We start from the raw sequence: 21,948 nt of genomic DNA, 5'->3' as shown, positions 1-21,948 counted from the left end.
TGATGCAGCATCTTTTTTATTTTCTTAACTACTTTCATAAAACTAAAATACTTTATATTACATGCAAATTCAAAAGAATGAGCCAAGATAATCTTAGCTCATTCTTTTACATAAAACTACAACGCCCTTTATCTATTATTGAATTTGCCATAAAGCTGGCACAGCACTTGGTTCCCAACCTACTAATGAAGTGTGAGCTTGAATACATTTATAAGTACCGCCATTGTAAGTTACAATATCTCCAACCTTGTATGCATGATTTGCAACCCATGCATTGTTAGATTCAGAATCTGGTACAGTTACTGTAACTTTGTTAGAGTTAACAGAATTTGTACTATCATATAGAACCACTGTATAATCATAGCTTCCCTTAGCCTTATTAGTAATAGCATAAGAAATGCTAACTTCGCCTACACCTGAAGTTAAAGCTCCCGTAGAAGCAACTGTTGTTCCTTCGTATATCTTGTAGCTTGTTGCAGTATTATTTTTTGGCACTACAGCGGTTAAAGTATATGCTCCATTATTTACTGCACTAGCAGATAATATTGCTGGTTGTAATGTGTTATCTCCTGCTTTTGGAACTGTTACAGTTATTTGATTTGAAGTAACTGTATTGCTTCCATCACTTAATTCAGCTTTGTAACTGTATGCCCCTGGAGCTTTTGATATGGCATTATAGTTAAGCGTCTTAGCAGGTTGTCCAGCTGTTAAATTTCCTGAAGCTACTACTGTTGTTCCCTCATAAATTTTATACGAAGTTGCAGTATTATAAGCTGGAACTACTGCAGATATAGAATAGCTTCCATTAATAACTTCTGAAGAGCTTAGTACTGCTGCATTAAGTTTATTTACAGGTGGAGTTAAATTATTAAAATAACCTCTAAAATAATTCGACCAATTAAAGTTTGTATATTGATCCCAATTTATTGACCAAGTCATAAGGCCTCTTAAATTAGGATATTTATTGTTAATCTTATAACTTCCAACTGTTCCACCATTGATTAATCCATCTAAAGCACTTTGTACCTCAGCATTTGAAACATACCCATTTCCAGCAGAATTACAGCATGGAACACCAATAACTACTTGATCTTGTCTTAATGCTGGGAAGAAATAATTAGAATCATTATTTACATTAAAACCTGTTAAAAGCATATCTGCTAAAGAAGCATAGAATTCTCCACTTCCCATTGATTGAGCTTTACCATTAATGTCATTTATTGAACCTGAATTATAATATTGCACTTGAAGCCAGTTCAACTCATTCCTAAGTCCATAGATTACTGGTAAAAATGCTCCAGATCTGTTATCAACATATGAATTTAATCCACCATAGTACGTATGTCCTAGTTGTACAAAGAATGTTTCAGGTGCCATAGTTAATACGAATCTACTACCATACTTAGCCTTTAATTGTTTTAAAGCACTAATTGTATTAACTATAACAGGTGTTGTTGGATTTTTAAAATCTTTGTCCCCTGCATTTAAATATAGCGAATGTCCTTCAAAATCTACATCTAATCCATCCAATCCATACTTATCAATAATAGTACTTACAGAATTAACAAAGGTATTAACAGATGTGGAACTTGTTAATTGAACCTCACCATTTTGTCCTCCAATAGATAACAATACTTTTTTTCCTTTGCTTTGAAGATATTGAACATCACTTTTAAACTCACTCTCTGTTTCATTATATGGGGTGAACTTTATATCCCCCGAAGTAACAGAGGTTGGTTCTCCAAATGAAAGGTTAATAACATCAAAGTTTGACGAAACGTCCTTGAGTTTAATATCTCCTGACCCATTATTAAAATTGTGCCAGTAGCCTACTAGTACATGATTGGGAATACTACTGCTTGTTACCGCTGATGCACTATTTGAATTACCTAATACCACTCCTGTAACCATAAGGCTTGCCATAGCCATGACTGAAACTATCTTTTTAAAAAATTTCTTTTTACTCAATACTTTTCTCTCCCTCACTTTAAGATTTTATTTATTTTGCCAAAAATATCAGTAAACTGGAACCCTTTTATAAAACATTTAATTTCCCTATTAATATGCATATTGCAATTAGAGCATATGAAGGAAGCATAATGATACATAATCTACTATAATACTAGCCATTCACAGTTAAATCTAAAAAAGATGACTCCTGTAAAGTGCAGAAATCATCTTCTAGAAGCTGCATAGCCCATTTTTATAGAGATCTATTTTAAGGTTTATGCTTTCTCTTTTATATACATTTAATCTATTAATATTTATCCATTACTATACGTAACTTAAAATATTAATCTACAGTATCTTTAAATGTAACAACTTGATTTCTATAACTATCAACCTTAGCCTTTACTTGATTAGTTGTAAGTGCTGTATCCTTTTCATGGAATACCAAGTCTACATATTCTGCATTTATATTAACACCCATAAAGCAGGAACATTTGATGGTTCCCATCCTACCAATGAAGTATGAGCTTGAATGCATTTATAATTCTTACCATTATAAGAAACTATATCTCCAACTTTATATGCAGTATTAGGAGCCCAGCTTCCAGTAGTAGGATTGCTTGAAGCCTTAGTAGTGGCACTGATAGAATTACTCCAACTGCTTGTTCCATTAGCATTCTTAGCTCTAACAGCATAAGTATGTGTTGAATTTTCAGTTAAACCACTATTAACATAAGGTGATGTTACATTACTAATAATGTTATTATCAACTTTTAAATCATAACCTGTTGCACCTGATGATGCGTTCCAAGACACATTAATACTAGATTGATTGCTAGCAGCTGCAGACAATCCACTTGGAACAGCTGGTGCTGCAGGTGCTGGTGTTGGATTATTATCCCCGTGCTGATATACACGAACATAATCTACATACATTTTAGCTGGGAATGGAGTTGATCCATCAGGATTACCTGGCCAATTTCCTCCAATTGCTAGATTAAATAATATAAAGAATGGTTTATGGAATTCTTCAGTACCATTAATATTATTTGCTATGTTAGCTTCTAAATATTGTGTTCCATCTACAAACCATTTTATTGATGAAGCGTCCCATTCAATTGAATATACATGATATTGAGTTACATCGATATTAGGTGAAGCAGCGCCATACTGTGCATGAGTGTTGTTATCAGTGCTATCCCAATGTATAGTTCCATGGATTGCACTTTCATTATTTATATGTTCCATAATGTCTATTTCACCACATTTTGGCCAACTAACTTGAGAAATGTTTTCTCCTAACATCCAAAATGCAGGCCATACACCTTGTCCAGCTGGTAACTTCATTCTTGCCTCTACTTTTCCATAAGTCCAGTTTTTTAATCCTTGGCTTTTTAAGCGAGCAGAAGTATAATTCATCCCACTATAATTTTCTTTTCTTGCTTCTATAACAAGATTTCCATTTTCAATTCTTGCATTTTCAGAACGATTGGTATAATATTCAAGTTCATTATTCCCCCAACCGTCTCCGCCAGTTTCATATTTCCAATTTGATGTATTTATACTTGTTCCATTAAATTCATCACTCCATGCAAGATTCCATCCTGTATCAGCTTTAGCTGTAACTGTTGGAATAAATGATGAAACCATAAGTGAAGAAATAACTAATGACATAATTAGTTGTTTTTTTCTTTTCATAAAAATTCCCCCTATACCTCTATTTATTATTATTATTAGTAGTAGTAGTTTACTCCCCCCTTATTTACATAAATATTTTATTAAACTTTGTTACCTTTTTGCTGAACTTTTTTCATATCACCTCCTAAATTAATTACTTTTAACGTACACTATATTATACGTAAAAAGATTCTATTTAAGTGGGATAAATTATAAATTAGAACAAATTATACATTTATTGTATAATCGAATGCATGAAAGATCATTATTCTTTCTGAGACACACTTGAATAAAATTGTTATTACTATAATTACCTATACATTAGATCCATTAAAAAAATCTTGTATATATTCCTTTGAATACGTAAATTCTGTTTTAAATATCAAGCTCACTACAATTATGAATTTCCTATTTCTCTCAATGGTTCTTTTATGTACCTGAACCATTGACACTAATTCCTTTAACGGAATGGATTTATTTCGAATCAATTTTCCATATAAGTAATCATTATCACATAATTCTTTTGCAATTTTTATACACATAATAATAGAGTCCCTGTGTTTTGGAATTTCTTCTCCAATATCATATATGCTTATATTAAACTCACTCAACTTTTTTTGAAAGAATTCCATCTCATCCTGTGTTTCTATATTCTCATATTGATTAAACGAATTAGAGCTTAAATATTTTTCCTCAAAATTAATTTCATCTTCATTTTCAAAATAAGTAAATGGATATGCTTTTTCTTCTTTTTCACTTTTTCTATAATAATCTATAATTCTACTTCTTATTATCATGTCACAGTAAGCGAAAAAGTTTTTTCCTTTATTTTCATCATAATTATCTAACGCCTCATTAAAAGCTATCATTCCTATACTAAATATATCGCTGTACCTTATATCTTCATATTTTTTTGATACTTTAGACACAGACTTACCTATAAATGGTAAATAGTCTTTTATTAATTTATCTTTTAATTTAACGTCACCGTTTCTAATTCTTTCTATGTATCCATATATTGATTTGTTATCTTTAGTATCATCATAAAATAGTTTACTATCTGACAATACTTTTCCCCCCTACATAATAAATACCTCTTTATACCAATTACCATAACGACCAAAATATACCATTCTCATATACTTAACTTTGCTCTAATATATAGGTTTTATAAATAATAAAATAAAATTTATTACACTCCTCTCTTATAAATATTTATATTTTACAATATAAGTAATTATATTACATTTTATTACATTTGTATATATTGTTGTGGTTAAATTTTAATGTTTTACTAAAAAAAGTTAATTCTGTCCCACACAAAAATTACACATTTCTCGTATTGAATATAGTACAGTCATATATTCTATAAATTTCCTACAGTATTACTTTTTTACAAAGTAATAGACAGTAAATATAGGCGTGAAATATTTTATTGTTTATTACGCAAGAGAAAATTCTCTATTACTGCTTTAAGGGGGTGAACAATTTATTATTAAAATTACTTTCCAAAAAATTTTAATGATTATATGAGAGGGGTTGATGTGTTTTGAAACACGTAACATTAAAAAAATTTCTTGCTTTTTTTGTAGTCTTTCTACTTACATTCACGCAAATAACACTAATGCCTAAAGCAGCAGAAAAATCTGATAAAAAAAATGTTGTAGTTTATTTTCCTAATTGGGGTACCTACAACGCAGCTCACAGCAGCATATCTGTTGATCAATTACCTTGGGACAAGGTCACTGTAATCAATCATGCATTCTTTGAAGTAGATTCAAGCTTTAAACTCAATTCTACTGATTCTTATGCAGATTTTGATAAATCTTTCCCACATTCTGAAGGTTGGGATGCAGATAAACTTAGAGGACACATGGGTGAATATAAGTATTACAAATCTCAATATCCAAATGTAAAGGTGCTTATATCAGTAGGTGGATGGACAAGGGGTGCTAATTTCCATTCAATGACTTCAAGTTCTAGTTCTCGTGCTGTGTTCATAAACAGTGTGGTAGATTTTCTAAAAAAATATCCATTCATAGATGGAATTGATATCGATTGGGAATTCCCTGGTATTGATAGAAAAGCCGATCCAAATGACCAATTTGATAAAGGTTGCCCAGGTGGACCAGAGGACAAACAGAACTTTACTTCACTTCTTCGTGAAATACGTAAAGCTTACAATGATAATGGATTGTCTAATAAAATGCTTACAATAGCAGCACCGTCTGGATATGATAAAGCACAATATACTGAACCTAACGTTTACGCTCAATACTTAGATTTTATAAACGTTATGACTTATGATATGCACGGAGCATGGGAAACAACTACTAATCATCATGCTGCAATATATCCAAATCCTAATGATCCATCAGGAACTTCTCCTGTAGATATAAAAAATAAATATAATACTGATTCAGCAATGAAATTGTACAGGGATACTTATAATATACCTGCAAGCAAACTAAATGTTGGAACACCATTCTATTCAAGAGGATGGAAAAATGTTGTGAACAATGGTGGAAGCCTACCTGGATTATTTGCTTCTGCAAATGGTGCACCAGTAGGTACATGGGATAATGCACAATCTCCAGGTGGACAAAACCCTTATTTCAAAATGAAGGAATTGGAAAAAACATCAGGTTACGTAAAATATAGAGATCCATATGCTAAAGTTCCTTATCTATATAATGCATCACAAGGAATTATGTACACATATGAAGATGAAGAATCTCTTACAGAAAGATGTAATTACGTATTAAATAACGGTTATGGCGGAATGATTGCTTGGGAAGTTTCAGGAGATGACCCAAATGGATTTCCTTTAACATCTTTAATGGCAAACAAACTTGCTGGTGGAAGTAATCCAACTACTCCATCAAACCCAACTAACCCAAGTAATCCAACTAACCCTACTACCCCAACGGATCCAGCAAACCCAAGTAATCCTGGTACTTCTTATCCTGCATGGGATAGTAGTAAAGCTTATGTAAATGGAGATATTGTTTCTTATAACAACAACAATTACAAAGCAAAATGGTGGACTCAAGGTGATAAACCCGGTGCTTCTGATGTTTGGGAATTAATTGGAGCCGCTACACCAAGTAATCCAAAATACTAATTAAATAATAACATTTAAGTGGGAACGTATAATTTATATACATTTCAAAAATATATATAAGGAGTTGATGTATTATGAAATACATGAAATTAAAAAAGTTATTTGCTTTCGCTGTAGTATTATCGTTTGCATTACCACAAATGTCAGTATTAGCAAAGGCAGCAACAACAACAAAGGCTTCCACAGTGATTGTCTCTGCATCTGTAGCTTATGCTAATTGGGATGCCAACAAAGCTTATGTAAGTGGAGATACTGTTAATTATGAAGGTAAAAATTATAAAGCTAAATGGTGGACACAAGGTGATAAGCCTGGTTCAGCTGATGTCTGGGAATTGATTGGAACAGCACCATCTAACCCTAGCAATAATACTTATGCTGCTTGGGACAGAAGTAAGGCTTATGTATCTGGTGATATTGTTTCTTATCAGAACAGTAATTACAAAGCTAAGTGGTGGACACAAGGTGATAAGCCTGGTTCAGCTGATGTTTGGGAATTGATTGGAGCAGGACCTACAAATCCTACAAATCCGACTAACCCTACAAATCCAACTACCCCATCAGTATCAAAGCCTGCTGAAGCTCCAAATGATATATGGGGATATGCACTTAATGCTGATAACAAATTTGGTAAAAATGGAGACTTTGCTTTATTAATATGTGCTGTTATTAAAAAAGAATGTAATTATGGAGCAGGTTTAGGTGGTAGTCCATCTTCTGGAGACGGATTAATGCAAGTAGAACCAAATACTAGAAATGCTTATTCAAGTGAGTTCAGTTCAACATATGGACATGCCTACAATCATAGTAATCTTCAAGACCAAGTATATATGGGATCAATGATCATAAATGATAATATTAAGCAATTTGGTAATATATACAATGGTCTATTGCATTACAATGGAGGACCAAACTGGTATCCAGGAGCTACAGATTCATATGGCCGTCCAATTCTAGCAGATCAATATGCAAATGCAGTGTATGCGACATATAAAAGCTATGGTGGAAAAAACTAGTAAGCAAAGTAAATGGACAAGTCCATTAGAATCAAAAGTATTTTAGAATTATATATAACAACTGAGCACAGAAAATACAGTTAACTTATAAATTCAAAGAAACACCCTCTTCGAAAAAAGGGTGTTTCTTTAAGTGTGTTATTTATTAGCTAATTTTTATTATTTGTACTTTTATATATATGAAATAAACCATCGTCAATTTGATTTATTAAGTTTTCTGCTATTTCTCTTTCTTTGCATCTATAATGTGTCAATTTAGAAAATATCATCATATCATTTTCTAAATAATGCAGTATTCTAATACTTATTAAATTCAGACTTTACTACATATTTGAAACTTTAGTCGCTCTTTAAGCATCAGACTTCCTTCCTCATCCCTATACCAATAAAAGCTCTTTTTCTTATATCCTTCTAGAGTCCCACTTCCATCATCATGCCTATCTACATAGAGTAACTATTGTAACACGACTTTTAGATACTGGTTTTACAAATCATAGATTTCATCATAAATGCAATAACTTACATTACATAAACTCTTAATCAAGCCTATAACTTTTGCATCTTTCATAATTAAAGGTAAAAAGATTAATTTTCATATATATTTTACCATTTATAGAAATTATACTAAAAATAAGTTTTTATGTAACATTTAAGTTAAGTATTAACATATAAGACCGATAATTATTTGTAATAATATTAAAATTTTATATATTATTACTTAAAAATGAATTTATGGGGAATACAGGAGGAATAACATGAAAAAATTAAAATTAACAAAATTATTAGCTGGTGCATTAGTAATGACTTCATTATTAGCATTAAATCCAATAGCTGCAAGTGCAGAATGGAAACAAAATAATACAGGTTGGTGGTATACTGAAGGAAATTCATGGGCCAGAGGTTGGAGAGTAATCGATGGAAGTTTATATTATTTTAAAGCAAACGGATATATGACAAATAATATAAGCAATATGTTTTTTGACAAAGAATATGGATTAAATAGTAGTGGACAATTTGCAAATGTTACAATAAATGGTGACTGGGCTTTTTGTAACTCAACAGGTAAAATTGTGGCATATTTAGGTTCTGAAAGCATCATAACTATCCCGGACAAAATTAATGGTATTACGGTAACAGGTATAGGATCTTTTGCATTTGCCTCTTCTAAAACAGCAAGTGTAACAATCCCAAGTACAGTAACATCTATAGGAAATGGTGCATTTGCTGGTTGTACCCTTTTAACAAACGTAACGATACCAAATAGTGTAAAAACCATTTCTGACCATGCATTTGCAGATTGCAGAAGCTTAACTAACATAACAATACCAGGTAGTGTAACAAAAATGAGTAATGCTATCTTTATGAACTGCTTAAATTTAACAAATGTCACAATACAAGATGGTGTCACATTTTTAGGTTATGATACATTTGCTGATTGTATTAAATTAACAAACATAACACTGCCAAATACTTTAACAAGTATAGGTGAAGGTACATTTGGAGGCTGCATGAGTTTAAAAAGTATAACAATCCCAAATAGTGTAACAAATATAGGTAGGAATGCCTTTTACTATTGCACTAATTTGACAAGCTTAACACTTCCTGAAGGAGTGACAAGCATAGGAATGGCTGCATTCAAAAATTGTACTAACTTGAATAGCATAACAATTCCAAGTAGTGTTCAAAAAATAGAGACTCATGAGAATGGTCCTCTTAATACTGTAATAGTAGGTACTTTATTTGAAGGCTGCGCAAATATTAAAATTTATGTAAAAAATGAAACAACAAAACAGCTTCTAGTTAGTTCTGGTGTAAGCGCAAGTCAAATCATAGTAGCTGCTTAATCATAAACATAAAAAAATGCCCCTAAGTGGATCTCAAATAAGGGAGCTTATATGTCCATCCAATCCACAAGACCTCGGGCTCTTGCATATGGACTTTCAGATTCATAAGTAGACTTGCTGCATGGATTATTGAAAAATTTCGTGGATGGAATGATTGCAATGGCGAGTTACCACAAAGAATGAGTTAAATACACTCTAAACATCACTCTCTTTACCACATTACTTATGGGTGGACATTTTATAGCCATGGAAGAATCAGAATTTCTAGCTGAAGAAATTCTGGCATTCTTTAGATTTTATAGACAAAAAGAGGGCAAAGTAGAAAATCCAATTCCTACTCTGCCCTATATATTTCATTTAAATTATTATTTTTTTAAATGGGCTCCATTTGTATCAATAACTTCTTTATACCAGTAAAAGCTCTTTTTCTTATATCTTTCTAGAGTTCCACTTCCATCATCATGCCTATCTACATAGATGAATCCGTATCTCTTTTTAAGTTCAGCTGTCGATGCACTTACTAAATCTATACATCCCCATGTAGTGTATCCCATAACTTCAACACCATCTTCAATAGCTTCTCCTACTTGAACTAAGTGATCATTTAAGTAGTTTATTCTATAATCATCATTTACTGTTTTATTTCCATTTTCATCAGTTATTAATTCATCCACGGCACCTAAGCCATTTTCAACTATAAACAATGGTTTTTGATATCTGTCATAGAATAAGTTAAGCATGTATCTTAAGCCTTCTGGATCTATTTGCCATCCCCAATCTGAAGCCTTTAAATATGGATTCGGTACTCCGCCAATGAGATTTCCTTTTCCTTTAACATTCTTTTCAGGATCTGCACTTGCACATGAGCTCATATAATAACTAAACGAAACAAAATCCACTGTATTCTTTAGTATTTCTTTATCACCAGGTTCCATTTTTATTTCTATATTGTTTTCCTTAAAAAATCTATTCATATATCTTGGATATTCTCCTCTTACATGAACATCTCCAAAGAAAAGATTCTCCCTATCTGCTTCCATTGCTTTAAGTACATCACTTGGTTTTGGCGTTAATGGATAGTTTGGTACTCCAAGAATCATACAACCAATTTTGAATTTTGGATTTATTTCATGACCAATTTTTACTGCAAGTGCACTCGCTACTAGTTCATGATGCATAGCCTGATATAAATCCTGCTTGTTTAATTGTTCTTTTGGTGTCCATATTCCAGCACTCATATAAGGGAAATGAGTTGCAGAATTTATTTCATTGAAAGTCAGCCAATATTTTACTTTATCTTTATATCTGTTAAATATAGTTCTTACATAGTTTTCGAAAAATCCTATTAGCTTTCTATTTACCCAGCCATCATAATTCTTAGCAAGTGCAAGTGGCGTTTCATAGTGGGAAATTGTAACTAGTGGCTCTATTCCATACTTAGCTAACTCATCAAATACATTATCGTAAAATTGTAATCCCTTTTCATTTGGCTCTTTATCATCACCATTTGGAAATATTCTTGACCAAGCAATAGATAGTCTGAAAACTTTAAAGCCCATTTCTGCAAATAGCTTAATATCTTCTTTATATCTATGATAAAAATCAATTCCTATAAGTTTCATATTATCTTCTGTTGGTTCATCTGTTAAAGCTCCCATCACACCTTTAGGTGCTATATCCTGAGTAGATAATCCTTTTCCGTCTTCATTGTATGCACCTTCAAATTGGTTAGCAGCTGTAGCTCCTCCCCATAAAAATCCTTCTGGAAATTTAATTGACATAACTTTACCTCCTGTGTTTTATAATTTATAATATTTATATTTTCCTATAAAATGTTTATATACTCTGTATTTAATATTAAATTTTCAAAATTTATTTTAATAATAATGCTAGCAAGCATATCCAAAAATATCTTAGCTAGCATAATTTATTAATATTATTTTATCCAGTAGCTAGCATACGTAACACTCTCGCTTATTTAATAGATAGATAACGGCTGCGCACTCTTAGACATTGTGCCCCTTGAGGGTATAAGTTCACCTAAGATTTAGATGAGGATCAAACCTCATCTAAATCAAGTTTCACTTTATTACTTTTATTAACTCATCTTTTTCTTTTACATCTTTATCTATTAATGATAATACATCCTTATAATCACTTGTATTAGTAACTAGAACTGGAGTTATTACTTCGTATCCTTCTTTTTTTATTGCCTCAATATCAAATTCAACTAATAAGTCTCCTATCTTTACTTTATCTCCACTCTTAATATGAGCTGTAAAGTGCTTTCCACCTAATTTTACTGTATCTAATCCTATATGTATCAAAATTTCTGTTCCGTCTTCAGCTGTAATTCCTATAGCATGTTTTGTTTCGAATAATGCTGAAATTACTCCATTAACTGGTGAAACTGCGATACCTTTACTTGGTATTATAGCTGCACCCTTTCCCATTATTTCTTCTGAGAATGTTATATCATTTACTTGACTTAGTGAAACTGATTTTCCTTCAATTGGAGCTAAGATTATTGCTTCGCTTTTAGCTTCAGCTTTATCTAAGGCAGCTTCTTTAACTTCCATTTTGTTTTCAATTAAGATCTCTTCAATTTCCTCATTTGCTGGATCATCAAATCCAATAATCCATGTTAATGCAAATGAACCTACAATTGCAATAGCTGCTGTTATTAAAGCATTAATAAAGTTTGAGCTACCATTTGGATCAATAAACTGAACTATTGATATAAGTGCTGGTGTTGCAAAAACATAAACTTTTAAAGCTACAATTCCTGCATATAGACCTGCTATACCACTTGCTATCATACTTGCTATTAAAGGTTTTTTATATTTTATAGTTACACCGTACATTGCTGGTTCTGTTACCCCTGCAAGTAAAGCTGAAATACTTGATGCACTTGCAACTTGTTTTAAGTCTTTATTTTTAGACTTTAGTGATACTGCGAGCGCTGATGCTCCTTGTGCTAAATTAGATGGAAGCATTGCTACTAATAATAATGTTTCGTACCCTGGGTTTGCTAAAGCTGTTAATGCCATAGGTACGAATGCCCAATGCATTCCTGTCATAACTATAAGTGGCATAAACGCCGCCATTAAAGGTAATGCAATCCAATTTGCCTTATCTTGAATTGTGTACATAACTGTTGATAAACCTTTACCTACTAAGAATCCAAGTGGTCCAATAACTATTATTGCAATCGGCATAGCTATAAGTAATATTAACATTGGTTTTAAAAAGTTCTTTGTAACTGCTGGTGTAATTTTATCTACAATTTCTTCTATATATTTCATTACCCAAGCCATTAGTATTACTGGAATAACTGAATATCCATAACTTGCTGTTGTAACTGGTAATCCTAAAAATGATACAGGTGAACCTGCACCAAGTAGTTTCACAAAATCAGGATATACCATAACACCTATTACTGCTGCAAAAGTGTATGGATTAATATTAAACTTTTTAGAAGTTGAAATTACAAGTATCATTGGCAAGAAATAAAACGTTGCATCTCCAAGTGCTGATAATATGGTATAAGCCTGGCTTGTATTCGATAAAAGTCCAATAGTTGTAAGTAACACTACTAGCACTTTTACCATACCCGCACCAATTATTGCTGGCATAGTAGCTGACATACTTCCTGATACTACATCTAACACTTTTGTAATTATATTTTGTTTTTCATTTGAACCTTCAGTATTATTAGCACTATCACTAAAATTACCAAGTTTCAATACTTCTTTATAGCATTTAGAAACTTCATTTCCTATAATTATTTGGTACTGACCGCCTTTTTTCATAACGCCCATTACACCTTTTATTTTTTTAACTTGTTCATCATTTACAATACTTTCATCTTTTAGGGTGAATCTAAGTCTTGTCATACAGTGTATAACACTACTTACATTATTTACTCCACCTATTTTTTCTATTATTTCTTTTGCAACTATTGAATAATCCATAGTATAATCCTCCATTTAAAATTAAGTTATTTTTAGATTAACTTATCCATGAGCGTGTAGCCGTTAACTTCACTTAAAAGTTAGAGTATTACAGATACTAGCTACCGGATAAATTTTTTGGAATTAATTTTAATGAAGTAAAGCCTGTAACACAGTTTTTCCGCTTACAGTAACTACCTTGCATTTTTATTTATTTTGTTTATAATTTTATAAAAAATATCTAAGAATCATAAAAGAGCGCTCATTTTACACTTCTCAGGTATAGATTGCATTGCAAATTAACAGTCCGTTTTTATTCAGTTTGCTTTGTAACTCTGTTAATATGAACTGCTAAATACATCATTTCTTCATCAGTAAGCTCAGAATTAAATTCACTCTTTACGTATTTTTTAATTTTCTCTGCACATTTATATGCTTCTTTATATTTTTCTCTCATTATTTTAGAAAGGCTTGTATCCTCATCTTCAATTTCATTTCCTCTAAATATTCTTTGTGAAAAGAATTTTAAATGAGTAATAAATCTTTCATAATGAAGTGAATATTCATCCAATTCTAACTTATAATGAAATTTTACTATGTTTAAAATATTTTGAATCATATTAGTCATGCTCATAGTATCATCTATATTACTAGAATTTAATTGAGCGTTTACAATATGTAATGCTATATTAGCAGCTTCGTCTTCTGGTAAATCAACATGTAATCTTTTTTCAATTATTTGAAGGGCCTCTTTACCAATTAAAAACTCATGATTATAAAATCTTTTTATCTCCCACAATAATGCATTTTTGAATTGTAATCCTTTATTAACTCTTTCCATTGCAAAGCTTATATGATCTGTTAATAGAATATAAATATTATCATTAAGCTTCTTACCTAGAGAGTATCTTGCATAAGATACTATTTCATTGGTTGTTTGTATGACTTCTAAAGGAATATCTGATAATAATTCTATTAACTTATTTGAATAGTTTTTGTCTTCAAGAGAATAAATCTTTTCCACTTTATCTTTATCAATAATTTCTCCAGCCTTTTTCTTAAATCCAAGTCCACATCCCATAACAAGAACTTCTTTATTGTTATTATCAAAAGATTGAACCAAATTGTTATTAATTACTTTCTCTATCTTCATAAATATTCCCCTTTGACATAAGTAAATTAATTTAAAAGACACACTAGCTATTAGTAAATTGTAATTTAAAGTGCTTTATCTAAAGTAGTTTTTATTATTATGACACAAAAAAAGACCGTACCACAACAAATAATACTAATAAATATTATCTATAAAATGGTAAAGCCTGCATAACCAGTAACATTCCTTTTAATTTATGTTAAGGATATCATAAGATTCTTAGCCTGTCAATCGTTTTCCATGAATTATCAATAACTTCTATGTCTATTTTATTTTTGATTATTAGAATTCTTCTAATTTAATATTATTTCCAAAAGCATATCTAGAAGAATCAGATACGCTTTTAATTGTTTAATATAATAACCCGCTCCAATAAGTGCCGCTGACCAGCCAGTAAATCCGAAAAAATACTCATTAAATGATTCATTGAATATAGCAATTTAACCAAATAATCATATTTATCCCGCTATTTGTTCTCGCTTTAGTAATTGCCACAACTGCTCCGCCATATATGCTGCTGGGTAAGGCATTGAATTTACAATCCACCATTCCATTACACCAACAGCGGCTGAAGCAACATATTGAGCCATTATCTCCTTGCTTATATTTTCATTACTTCCTGTCATGTCAAGATGTTCTTTCATACTTTTAAGAGCCATTGTTAAAATACGTTCCCTAAAAGCAGGCATAGCTTTGTTAGTGAGCATATTTGAATAGAAAATGGCATGCTTTTCTAGATATTGAAACGTCTGAAGTAGCGAAGCTTTGGAGTCAAAATTGCTGCCCTCTCCATCTGAAATGCAACTGTCACATAATTGATTTAAATGAGTATCTATACATTTATTCATCAAATCAAATTTGTCTTCATAATGCAGATATACAGTTCCACGGTTTACATTTGCCTCTTCTGCAATTTCGTTAATGGTTATCTTTTCAAAATCTTTTTCCGACATGAGTTTGATAAAAGCACCCATAATAGCCTGTTTTGATTTTTCAATACGTCTATCCATAAAAATATCTCCTTTATGTACCTAATGTACTTCCTTGTAAACTGATTTATCTTATAACAATCAACATTTATATGTGTTTTGTTCATTAATAAACAAATCTCATTGTTTTAACTATTGAATTGAATTAACTTAATTGATAAATTTATTATATTGAACAAGTGTTGAAAAATCAATATTCGTTGAAATAATGAAAGGCGGAATTAGTTTGAAAATATTTTATTTTACTGCTACAGGAAATAGTTTATATGTTGCAAAAAAGATTGGTGGAGAATTGTATTCAATACCTCAAATGATAAAAGAAGGTAAATATGAATTTGAGGATGATGCTATAGGATTTGTATTTCCTTGTCATGGATTCGGAATGGCGAAAATAATTAGTAACTTTATAAAAAAGTCAAAATTTAAAGCTGATTACTTCTTTTCAATTATGACATATGGTGGTAATGCATTCTCTGGGTTAAGGCATATGGAGCTTGTTGCCAAGGAATCTGGAATCAAGTTCAACTATACAAATGAAATACTTATGGTTGATAATTTTCTTTCAGCCTTTAAGATGGAGGATGAGATAATAAATAAGAATCCAGAAGTTATTGATGAAAAACTGAGTGAAATAATAGCTGATATTACAAATAGACGAAATTCTCTTGTGAAAAAAGGAATCGTATCAAATACTCTATCTAAATATGGCCGTGGCTTTGCAGATAAAATCAGCAATAATTTTGCAACTAAGAGATTTATTGTTACGGATAATTGTACTAGCTGTAAGGTATGCGAAAAGGTTTGCCCTGCAAATAATATTAAAGTTAATAACAAACCTGAGTTTTCCCATAAATGCGAAGTATGTCTAGCATGTATACATCATTGTCCTCAAAATGCAATTCATTTGAAATCTGAGAAAAGCAAAGCTAGATTCATAAATCAAAATGTACAGCTTAAAGAAATAATTGCTTCTAATAATCAGGCTAATTAAGAAAGCAGAAAATATAGTTAAAGCTGGTCAGATATTTATATGATGCCTTAAGAAGTCTATTAAGGCTAACCTTAGTTTAAAATGAAAATACATTGATATGCCTAACATTGAGGTGCTTTTGAATTATCTAAGCACCCCTAGTATTGAAAAACTATTATTAGAATAATAGTATCTATGTACAATTATGTTATTCGTAAAGTCCCCAACCTCCACTGTACTGATGAGGTGACTTTCCTTTTGATTCTATAATCATAGGTTTTAAAGGAACTGGTGCTTCTTCATTTATTTCGGTAAGCTCCACATTAAATTTCCATTCATCTCCAAAATCAAATAAGTATAGAAGTCTTTCTCCTTTATAAAGATTCAAACTTGCTATAGTCGTAGTTTCTGCTACAGGTCCTTCGTGATCTGCATATTCACAGTATATTCCTTTTCTTCTGTTGCCTCCTATAAAAAATGCATATAAATGATCATTATCAAATTCAAAGGCTTCTTGAATGGCATTATGTAAATCTCCAAAAGTATGCTTATATGCTAAATTTATTTTTCTCCATACAGTCTTTGATAAACTTACTTTAAAAATATACGTTCCACATTTATTTATCTTACTTTCTTCCTCTAATGTATTTTTAACAGTGTTCCCTTTAAAGATGGTTTTAAAAACGTCAAATGCTTTTTCGTTTTTGTTAGTTGTAACTTTTAAATTATAATACTCTAGTAATACTGGAACATCTTCTCTATTCCAATACAGAATAGCCTTTGTTAGAAGTAATATACTTGTTTTAATCCCAAATTCATTTGGAGAAAAACTTTTTATCGTATCTTCATACCTTGTTTTTGCACCATTAATTAATTCCAGTTCACCAAAACTAAAGAACTTTAAATGATGAAAAAATGCAGCCCCAGTTGAATACATTACATTTGAAATATCCATTTCATCTTTTACAATTATATCTCCTTGTTTAGCACTAGCTATCTCAGCTAAAATATTGTAAAAAGCTGCTATATTATGAGTTCTATCAAATTTTATTTCAAAATCATATTTAGTCCAATAAGTTTGGAGTAAGAAAATATATTTTTCATCTTCATTTAAATTTTGAAAGCTTTCTAACTTATCTGTTTTAAAGAGTCTTACTTTTCCCTTTTCATTGTTAGCCTTTATATAAAGCTTACTTGCAAGAACTAGTGAAAACATCAAGTCTATTGCAAAATATTTATCTTGATTATAACTAGGATTTATTACATCTTTTTTATTTTCAAGGATCATGTTTAGATTATAGCAATCCTTTCTGCCTAATACTTCCTGAGTCGCTGAGAGTATAGGCTTTTCATTTTCTATAAATTCTATAAATTTTTCAAAATCGTTTATTGAACTGTTAATATTACTCATTTTTATTGATCCATCCTCAGTTTTTATATTTATTTATGATTGAATTTTATTTATCAGGTTAAACTTCACAGCTTCCATCTTTTCTAAAAAAGAACATAGTATTTGCTTAATTTCATATTTCCCAAAATCTTCTTCAATATACATATTCATAAGTTCTTTTTCTGAAATCTTAAGAAAATCTGCGACTTTTTAGAATAAATCTTTTCCACTTTGTCTTTGTCAATAATTTCTATATAAAACTTATAAAGTAGTTGTCAAATGATAACTATATTGTTATAATATATCTTAATTAATAATAATTATCAAAGGAGTTTTCATATGACTAAAAAAGATAATAGAGAATTAATTTTAAATATGGTTAACTTTTATAGTTTATTTAATGTTGAGTTTATAGATCTAATTCCAGACCTAACTAATACAGAAATAACTCCCCTTCTTTCAAAAATACTGAATTTTATTCATTTTGAAGGTACTACTACAGCATCAAGAATAAGTAAAAAATTAAACATATCTGTACCAAATACAAGCAGAAGTATTAATGCTTTATATAATCTTGGTTACTTGATAAAAAAACAAGATGAAAAAGATAAAAGAATTGTTTATTTATCACTATCAAATAAATCATTAAATCTTATTTCATCTGTTGCTGCAGCTGGAGAGGATATTTTTTCAGAACGATTTAATGTTCTTTCTAATGAAGAAATAGCTGAGTTATCTCAATCACTATTAAAAGCTCAGAACTTGATTATAAAAATGCGAGATCTATATGAAGATAAGAAAACTATGAAATAAATATTAAGGAGATGATTAAATTATGTTTTTAAAAACTATAAAATCAAAATTAATTATTCTGATAAGTATATTACTCTTAGTTGTAAGCACTGGATTTGGAATTATTTCTTATATTAATGCATCTAACGCTTTAATATCAAATATTAAAAAGACATTACCAGAAATAGCTATCCAGGCTTCTAATACTGTTCAAGCTAATTTAGATAATCAATTAAATTCACTGGAAGTTACTGCTAAGACTGCTTCATTAAGCAATGATACTCCAGATAAATTAATGACTATTTTAAAAGCTGAAGCAAAAAGAAATGGCAGTATTAAAATGGGATACGCTGATATGAATGGAAACATTATATATACTACTGGTGAACAAACTAATATAAAAGATACTACTTATTTTAAAAAATCAATGTCTGGAGAAAATTTTATTAATGATCCTGAAGTTAATGAAGACAAAACTGCAATGACAATGGTATATTCAGTACCAATAAAAAATGATGACTCTATTATAGGCGTGTTAGTATCAGTTAGAGATGGAATGGAACTTAGTGAAATGATTAAGAAGATCTCTTTTGGTGAAACTGGAAGTGCCTATATGATTAACAGTCAAAGCAATAGCATTGCTTATAAGGATTCAAGTATGCCATTAAATCAATATAATTCTATAAAAGAAGCAGAAAAAGATCCTAGCCTAAAAGGTATCGCTGATATGCAAAAGAGAATGATAGCTGGCGAAACTGGTTTGAGTTTATATACTTTTGGTGGAAAAGAATCTTATGGAGGTTTTGCTCCAATCGAAAAAGAAAAATGGTCTGTAGTTGTTATTTTAGAGAAATCTGAACTTTTATCAGAACTAGACTCTTTAAAATTCTCAATAACCCTTACATCTATATTATTTTTGATTATTGGAATCCTTGTAATTTATATTATTTCCAATAGACTATCTAAAAGAATCAGATATGCTTCTAATTCCTTAAATATATTGGCTACTGGAAATTTTACTAATAAAACAAACGAAAAATATTTACACGTTAAAGATGAAATTGGTGATATAGCTAATTCTATGAATACTATGCAAAATTCAATTGGAGAGATGATTAAAATATCTAAGGATAGTTCTCTAATAATAGATGAAAACTCAAGCAATTTATCAACTATATCTCAAAACATGGTCTTATCTTCTAATAATGTGGCCAATTCAATGCAAGAGGTAGCAAGTGGAATTAATTCTCAAGCGAATAACCTAATGGAAATCACTACAACTTTAAATATCTTCAGTAGTAAACTTGAAGATATTGTAATTAACACTAAAGATATAGATAAAAATACAATAATAATGAATGAGCTTGCAAATAATAGCAGCTCAAGCATGAAGTTATTAATGGATACAGTAAGCAGTATAAGTTTATCCTTTAAAAATTTATCTAATAAAATTATTACTTTTAGCAGCAATATAAAAGAAATAAATAACATAGTACAAATTATTAATTCAATAGCTGATCAAACTAACTTGTTAGCATTAAATGCATCTATAGAAGCTGCAAATGCTGGTGAAGCCGGAAAGGGTTTTGGAGTGGTAGCAAATGAAGTGAAGGTCTTGGCAGAGCAAACAAAGTCTTCATCTCAAAATATTAGTAAATTAGTATCTGATATATCTAATGATACTACTGTAATAAAAGATGATACAAATAGCATGACCACAGATCTTAACAATCAAGTTAGCATTATAAATGAAACTATAAACTCATTTGAAAATATAATTGATGTTATTAAAACTGTAATTCCAAAAGTTCAAACTGTAAATGTAGCAACTATAGAAATAAATAAAGAAAAGGATGATATTCTTGATAAGATTGAAAGTACATCTGCTATAGCCGAAGAAATATCTGCTTCATCTGAAGAAATATCTGCTTCTACTGACGAAATGTACAAGCTATCTAATGAAGTTGCAAAAGCTTCTGCTACCTTAAATAATATGACAAAAAAATTAATAGCTGAGCAAAATAAATTTATAGTTTAGTTACATTAATTCTTAATGTAAGATAATCCTTGAAACCTATACATTTTAAGGATAATAGAATTAAATTTGTTATGACTAATTTGCTACAATAACCTTTAACAAAAATATTTGGAGGTGTTTATTATATGATTAAACCTTTATTTTTAGCTCATGGTTCACCTATGATGGCAATTGAGCAAAGCGTGTATACTAAATTTTTAAATGACCTTGGAAGATCTATTAATCCTAAAGCTATAGTTGTGTTCACAGCCCATTGGACAACTGAAACACTTACTATTTCTGCTTCTGATCATATATATGATACTGTATATGATTTTTATGGATTTCCAGAAGAACTCTATAAAATTAAATACCCTGCACGAGGTTCTAGCACTATTGCAACAAAAATTAAAAATAAATTAATAGATTCAGGTATTGATGTAAAAACAGATCTAACAAGAGGCTTGGATCACGGGGCATGGACTCTTTTAAAGCATCTTTATCCAAAAGCTAATATACCAGTTGTTCAAGTTTCTATAAATTATACTCTATCTATTGATAAGCAGATTAAAATAGGCAATGCACTAAAAGAACTTGGTGCTGAAGATATTTTGATTCTTGGAAGTGGAAATACAGTTCATAATCTAAGATTGGTTAATTTTGATAGTAAGGCAATTGATTCTTGGTCTAAAGAATTTGATGATTGGTTAATTGACAAGATAGGAAACAAGGACATGAATGCCCTTAATAACTATAAAAAATATGCTCCTCATGCTAACTTAGCAGTTCCAACTGCAGATCATCTTGTCCCACTATTTATAGCTTTAGGCAGCAGTTCAGAATTAACCCCTAGAGTTATATTTAGAGATTATCAATTAGGAAACTTAAGCTATCTTTGCTATGAATTTTAGACAGATTTGCCTTGAACCTCAGACTTTTCAGTTTAGATTCTAGTTCTTTTGATAAGAGGAATTATGATTTCATTTGTCATAATTCCTCTTATCTGTTTTGTTTATTCAATATATTTATATTTAATACGTACATTTAATCTTAATCCACATATACATAAGGTTATC

General features: G+C 30.4%; 16 protein-coding genes and 2 pseudogenes. 9 read left to right on the top strand and 9 right to left on the bottom strand.

Annotation, left to right across the window (positions count from 1 at the left end):
• Positions 1-135 precede the first annotated feature (135 nt).
• On the bottom strand, positions 136-1,968 hold the full coding sequence (locus tag L1S46_RS01635; protein WP_238898976.1) for a glycosyl hydrolase family 18 protein: 1,833 nt from the start codon (positions 1,966-1,968) through the stop codon (positions 136-138).
• A gap of 111 nt (positions 1,969-2,079) precedes the next feature.
• Between L1S46_RS01635 and L1S46_RS26490 the strand changes: the two are divergent.
• Positions 2,080-2,196, top strand: a pseudogene (locus L1S46_RS26490) (IS3 family transposase); the annotation flags it as partial.
• A 97-nt stretch (positions 2,197-2,293) separates the two neighbouring features.
• On the opposite strand, the gene L1S46_RS01630 reads toward L1S46_RS26490, so the two are convergent.
• From L1S46_RS01630 to sigI, 3 genes are all read right to left on the bottom strand, one after another.
• Positions 2,294-2,431 (bottom strand): hypothetical protein, encoded by a 138-nt coding sequence (locus L1S46_RS01630; RefSeq protein ID WP_238898974.1) that lies wholly within the window; start codon positions 2,429-2,431, stop codon positions 2,294-2,296.
• The gene (locus L1S46_RS01625) at positions 2,416-3,648 is read right to left on the bottom strand and encodes a family 16 glycosylhydrolase (protein WP_238898972.1); all 1,233 of its coding nucleotides are present in this window, start codon (positions 3,646-3,648) and stop codon (positions 2,416-2,418) included. The genes L1S46_RS01630 and L1S46_RS01625 overlap by 16 nt, the downstream gene beginning before the upstream one ends.
• 293 nt (positions 3,649-3,941) lie before the next feature.
• Entirely contained in the window at positions 3,942-4,694 is a 753-nt protein-coding gene (gene sigI / locus L1S46_RS01620; RefSeq protein WP_238898969.1) for an RNA polymerase sigma-I factor, read from the bottom strand.
• Positions 4,695-5,176: 482 nt separating this feature from the next.
• Here sigI and L1S46_RS01615 point away from each other — a divergent pair, with 482 nt between their 5' ends.
• From L1S46_RS01615 to L1S46_RS01590, 4 genes and pseudogenes are all read left to right on the top strand, one after another.
• Positions 5,177-6,751, top strand: coding sequence for a glycosyl hydrolase family 18 protein (locus L1S46_RS01615; protein WP_275298946.1), 1,575 nt, complete (start codon positions 5,177-5,179; stop codon positions 6,749-6,751).
• A 74-nt stretch (positions 6,752-6,825) separates the two neighbouring features.
• The gene (locus tag L1S46_RS26255; RefSeq protein WP_275298945.1) at positions 6,826-7,764 is read left to right on the top strand and encodes a carbohydrate-binding protein; all 939 of its coding nucleotides are present in this window, start codon (positions 6,826-6,828) and stop codon (positions 7,762-7,764) included.
• 755 nt (positions 7,765-8,519) lie between these two features.
• Entirely contained in the window at positions 8,520-9,608 is a 1,089-nt protein-coding gene (locus L1S46_RS01595; protein WP_238898967.1) for a leucine-rich repeat domain-containing protein, read from the top strand.
• A 12-nt stretch (positions 9,609-9,620) separates the two neighbouring features.
• A pseudogene (locus L1S46_RS01590) lies at positions 9,621-9,911 on the top strand (epoxide hydrolase); the annotation flags it as partial.
• Positions 9,912-9,973: 62 nt separating this feature from the next.
• Here L1S46_RS01590 and L1S46_RS01585 read toward each other — a convergent pair.
• From L1S46_RS01585 to L1S46_RS01570, 4 genes are all read right to left on the bottom strand, one after another.
• Complete coding sequence (locus L1S46_RS01585; RefSeq protein ID WP_238898965.1) at positions 9,974-11,389, bottom strand: glycoside hydrolase family 1 protein; 1,416 nt, start codon at positions 11,387-11,389, stop codon at positions 9,974-9,976.
• 300 nt (positions 11,390-11,689) lie between these two features.
• Positions 11,690-13,582 (bottom strand): beta-glucoside-specific PTS transporter subunit IIABC, encoded by a 1,893-nt coding sequence (locus L1S46_RS01580; protein WP_238898963.1) that lies wholly within the window; start codon positions 13,580-13,582, stop codon positions 11,690-11,692.
• Positions 13,583-13,874: 292 nt separating this feature from the next.
• Entirely contained in the window at positions 13,875-14,714 is an 840-nt protein-coding gene (locus L1S46_RS01575) for a PRD domain-containing protein (protein WP_077831141.1), read from the bottom strand.
• Positions 14,715-15,172: 458 nt separating this feature from the next.
• A complete protein-coding gene (locus tag L1S46_RS01570) occupies positions 15,173-15,724 on the bottom strand; it encodes a TetR/AcrR family transcriptional regulator (RefSeq protein ID WP_236897715.1) in 552 nt (183 codons plus the stop codon).
• Positions 15,725-15,929: 205 nt separating this feature from the next.
• Here L1S46_RS01570 and L1S46_RS01565 point away from each other — a divergent pair, with 205 nt between their 5' ends.
• The gene (locus L1S46_RS01565) at positions 15,930-16,694 is read left to right on the top strand and encodes an EFR1 family ferrodoxin (RefSeq protein ID WP_236897713.1); all 765 of its coding nucleotides are present in this window, start codon (positions 15,930-15,932) and stop codon (positions 16,692-16,694) included.
• A gap of 187 nt (positions 16,695-16,881) precedes the next feature.
• Here the strand turns inward: L1S46_RS01565 and L1S46_RS01560 are convergent, their stop codons facing one another.
• Entirely contained in the window at positions 16,882-18,084 is a 1,203-nt protein-coding gene (locus L1S46_RS01560) for a plasmid pRiA4b ORF-3 family protein (protein ID WP_236897711.1), read from the bottom strand.
• Between the two features lie 318 nt (positions 18,085-18,402).
• Between L1S46_RS01560 and L1S46_RS01555 the strand changes: the two genes are divergently transcribed.
• The 3 genes from L1S46_RS01555 to L1S46_RS01545 all read left to right on the top strand — a co-directional run bounded on the left by L1S46_RS01555 (position 18,403) and on the right by L1S46_RS01545 (position 21,783).
• Positions 18,403-18,876, top strand: coding sequence for a winged helix DNA-binding protein (locus L1S46_RS01555; RefSeq protein ID WP_017210098.1), 474 nt, complete (start codon positions 18,403-18,405; stop codon positions 18,874-18,876).
• 22 nt (positions 18,877-18,898) lie between these two features.
• The gene (locus L1S46_RS01550) at positions 18,899-20,893 is read left to right on the top strand and encodes a methyl-accepting chemotaxis protein (protein ID WP_236897709.1); all 1,995 of its coding nucleotides are present in this window, start codon (positions 18,899-18,901) and stop codon (positions 20,891-20,893) included.
• A 125-nt stretch (positions 20,894-21,018) separates the two neighbouring features.
• The gene (locus tag L1S46_RS01545; protein WP_017210100.1) at positions 21,019-21,783 is read left to right on the top strand and encodes a class III extradiol ring-cleavage dioxygenase; all 765 of its coding nucleotides are present in this window, start codon (positions 21,019-21,021) and stop codon (positions 21,781-21,783) included.
• Positions 21,784-21,948: the final 165 nt, after the last annotated feature.

Source organism: Clostridium sp. YIM B02500, from assembly GCF_022324665.1.
Taxonomy (GTDB): Bacteria; Bacillota; Clostridia; order Clostridiales; family Clostridiaceae; genus Clostridium; species Clostridium beijerinckii.
The sequence above is the reverse complement of the archived record's forward strand: the minus strand, read 5'-3'. Positions and strand labels throughout refer to the sequence as shown.

Bases quoted from the DNA above. Each gene is read 5' to 3' on its own strand.
- L1S46_RS01630 (WP_238898974.1), bottom strand. From the start codon at position 2,431: ATGGGTGTTAATATAAATGCAGAATATGTAGACTTGGTATTCCATGAA.
- L1S46_RS01625 (WP_238898972.1), bottom strand. From the start codon at position 3,648: ATGAAAAGAAAAAAACAACTAATTATGTCATTAGTTATTTCTTCACTT.
- L1S46_RS26255 (WP_275298945.1), top strand. From the start codon at position 6,826: ATGAAATACATGAAATTAAAAAAGTTATTTGCTTTCGCTGTAGTATTA.
- L1S46_RS01595 (WP_238898967.1), top strand. From the start codon at position 8,520: ATGAAAAAATTAAAATTAACAAAATTATTAGCTGGTGCATTAGTAATG.
- L1S46_RS01585 (WP_238898965.1), bottom strand. From the start codon at position 11,389: ATGTCAATTAAATTTCCAGAAGGATTTTTATGGGGAGGAGCTACAGCT.
- L1S46_RS01580 (WP_238898963.1), bottom strand. From the start codon at position 13,582: ATGGATTATTCAATAGTTGCAAAAGAAATAATAGAAAAAATAGGTGGA.
- L1S46_RS01575 (WP_077831141.1), bottom strand. From the start codon at position 14,714: ATGAAGATAGAGAAAGTAATTAATAACAATTTGGTTCAATCTTTTGAT.
- L1S46_RS01570 (WP_236897715.1), bottom strand. From the start codon at position 15,724: ATGGATAGACGTATTGAAAAATCAAAACAGGCTATTATGGGTGCTTTT.
- L1S46_RS01560 (WP_236897711.1), bottom strand. From the start codon at position 18,084: ATGAGTAATATTAACAGTTCAATAAACGATTTTGAAAAATTTATAGAA.
- L1S46_RS01555 (WP_017210098.1), top strand. From the start codon at position 18,403: ATGACTAAAAAAGATAATAGAGAATTAATTTTAAATATGGTTAACTTT.
- L1S46_RS01550 (WP_236897709.1), top strand. From the start codon at position 18,899: ATGTTTTTAAAAACTATAAAATCAAAATTAATTATTCTGATAAGTATA.
- L1S46_RS01545 (WP_017210100.1), top strand. From the start codon at position 21,019: ATGATTAAACCTTTATTTTTAGCTCATGGTTCACCTATGATGGCAATT.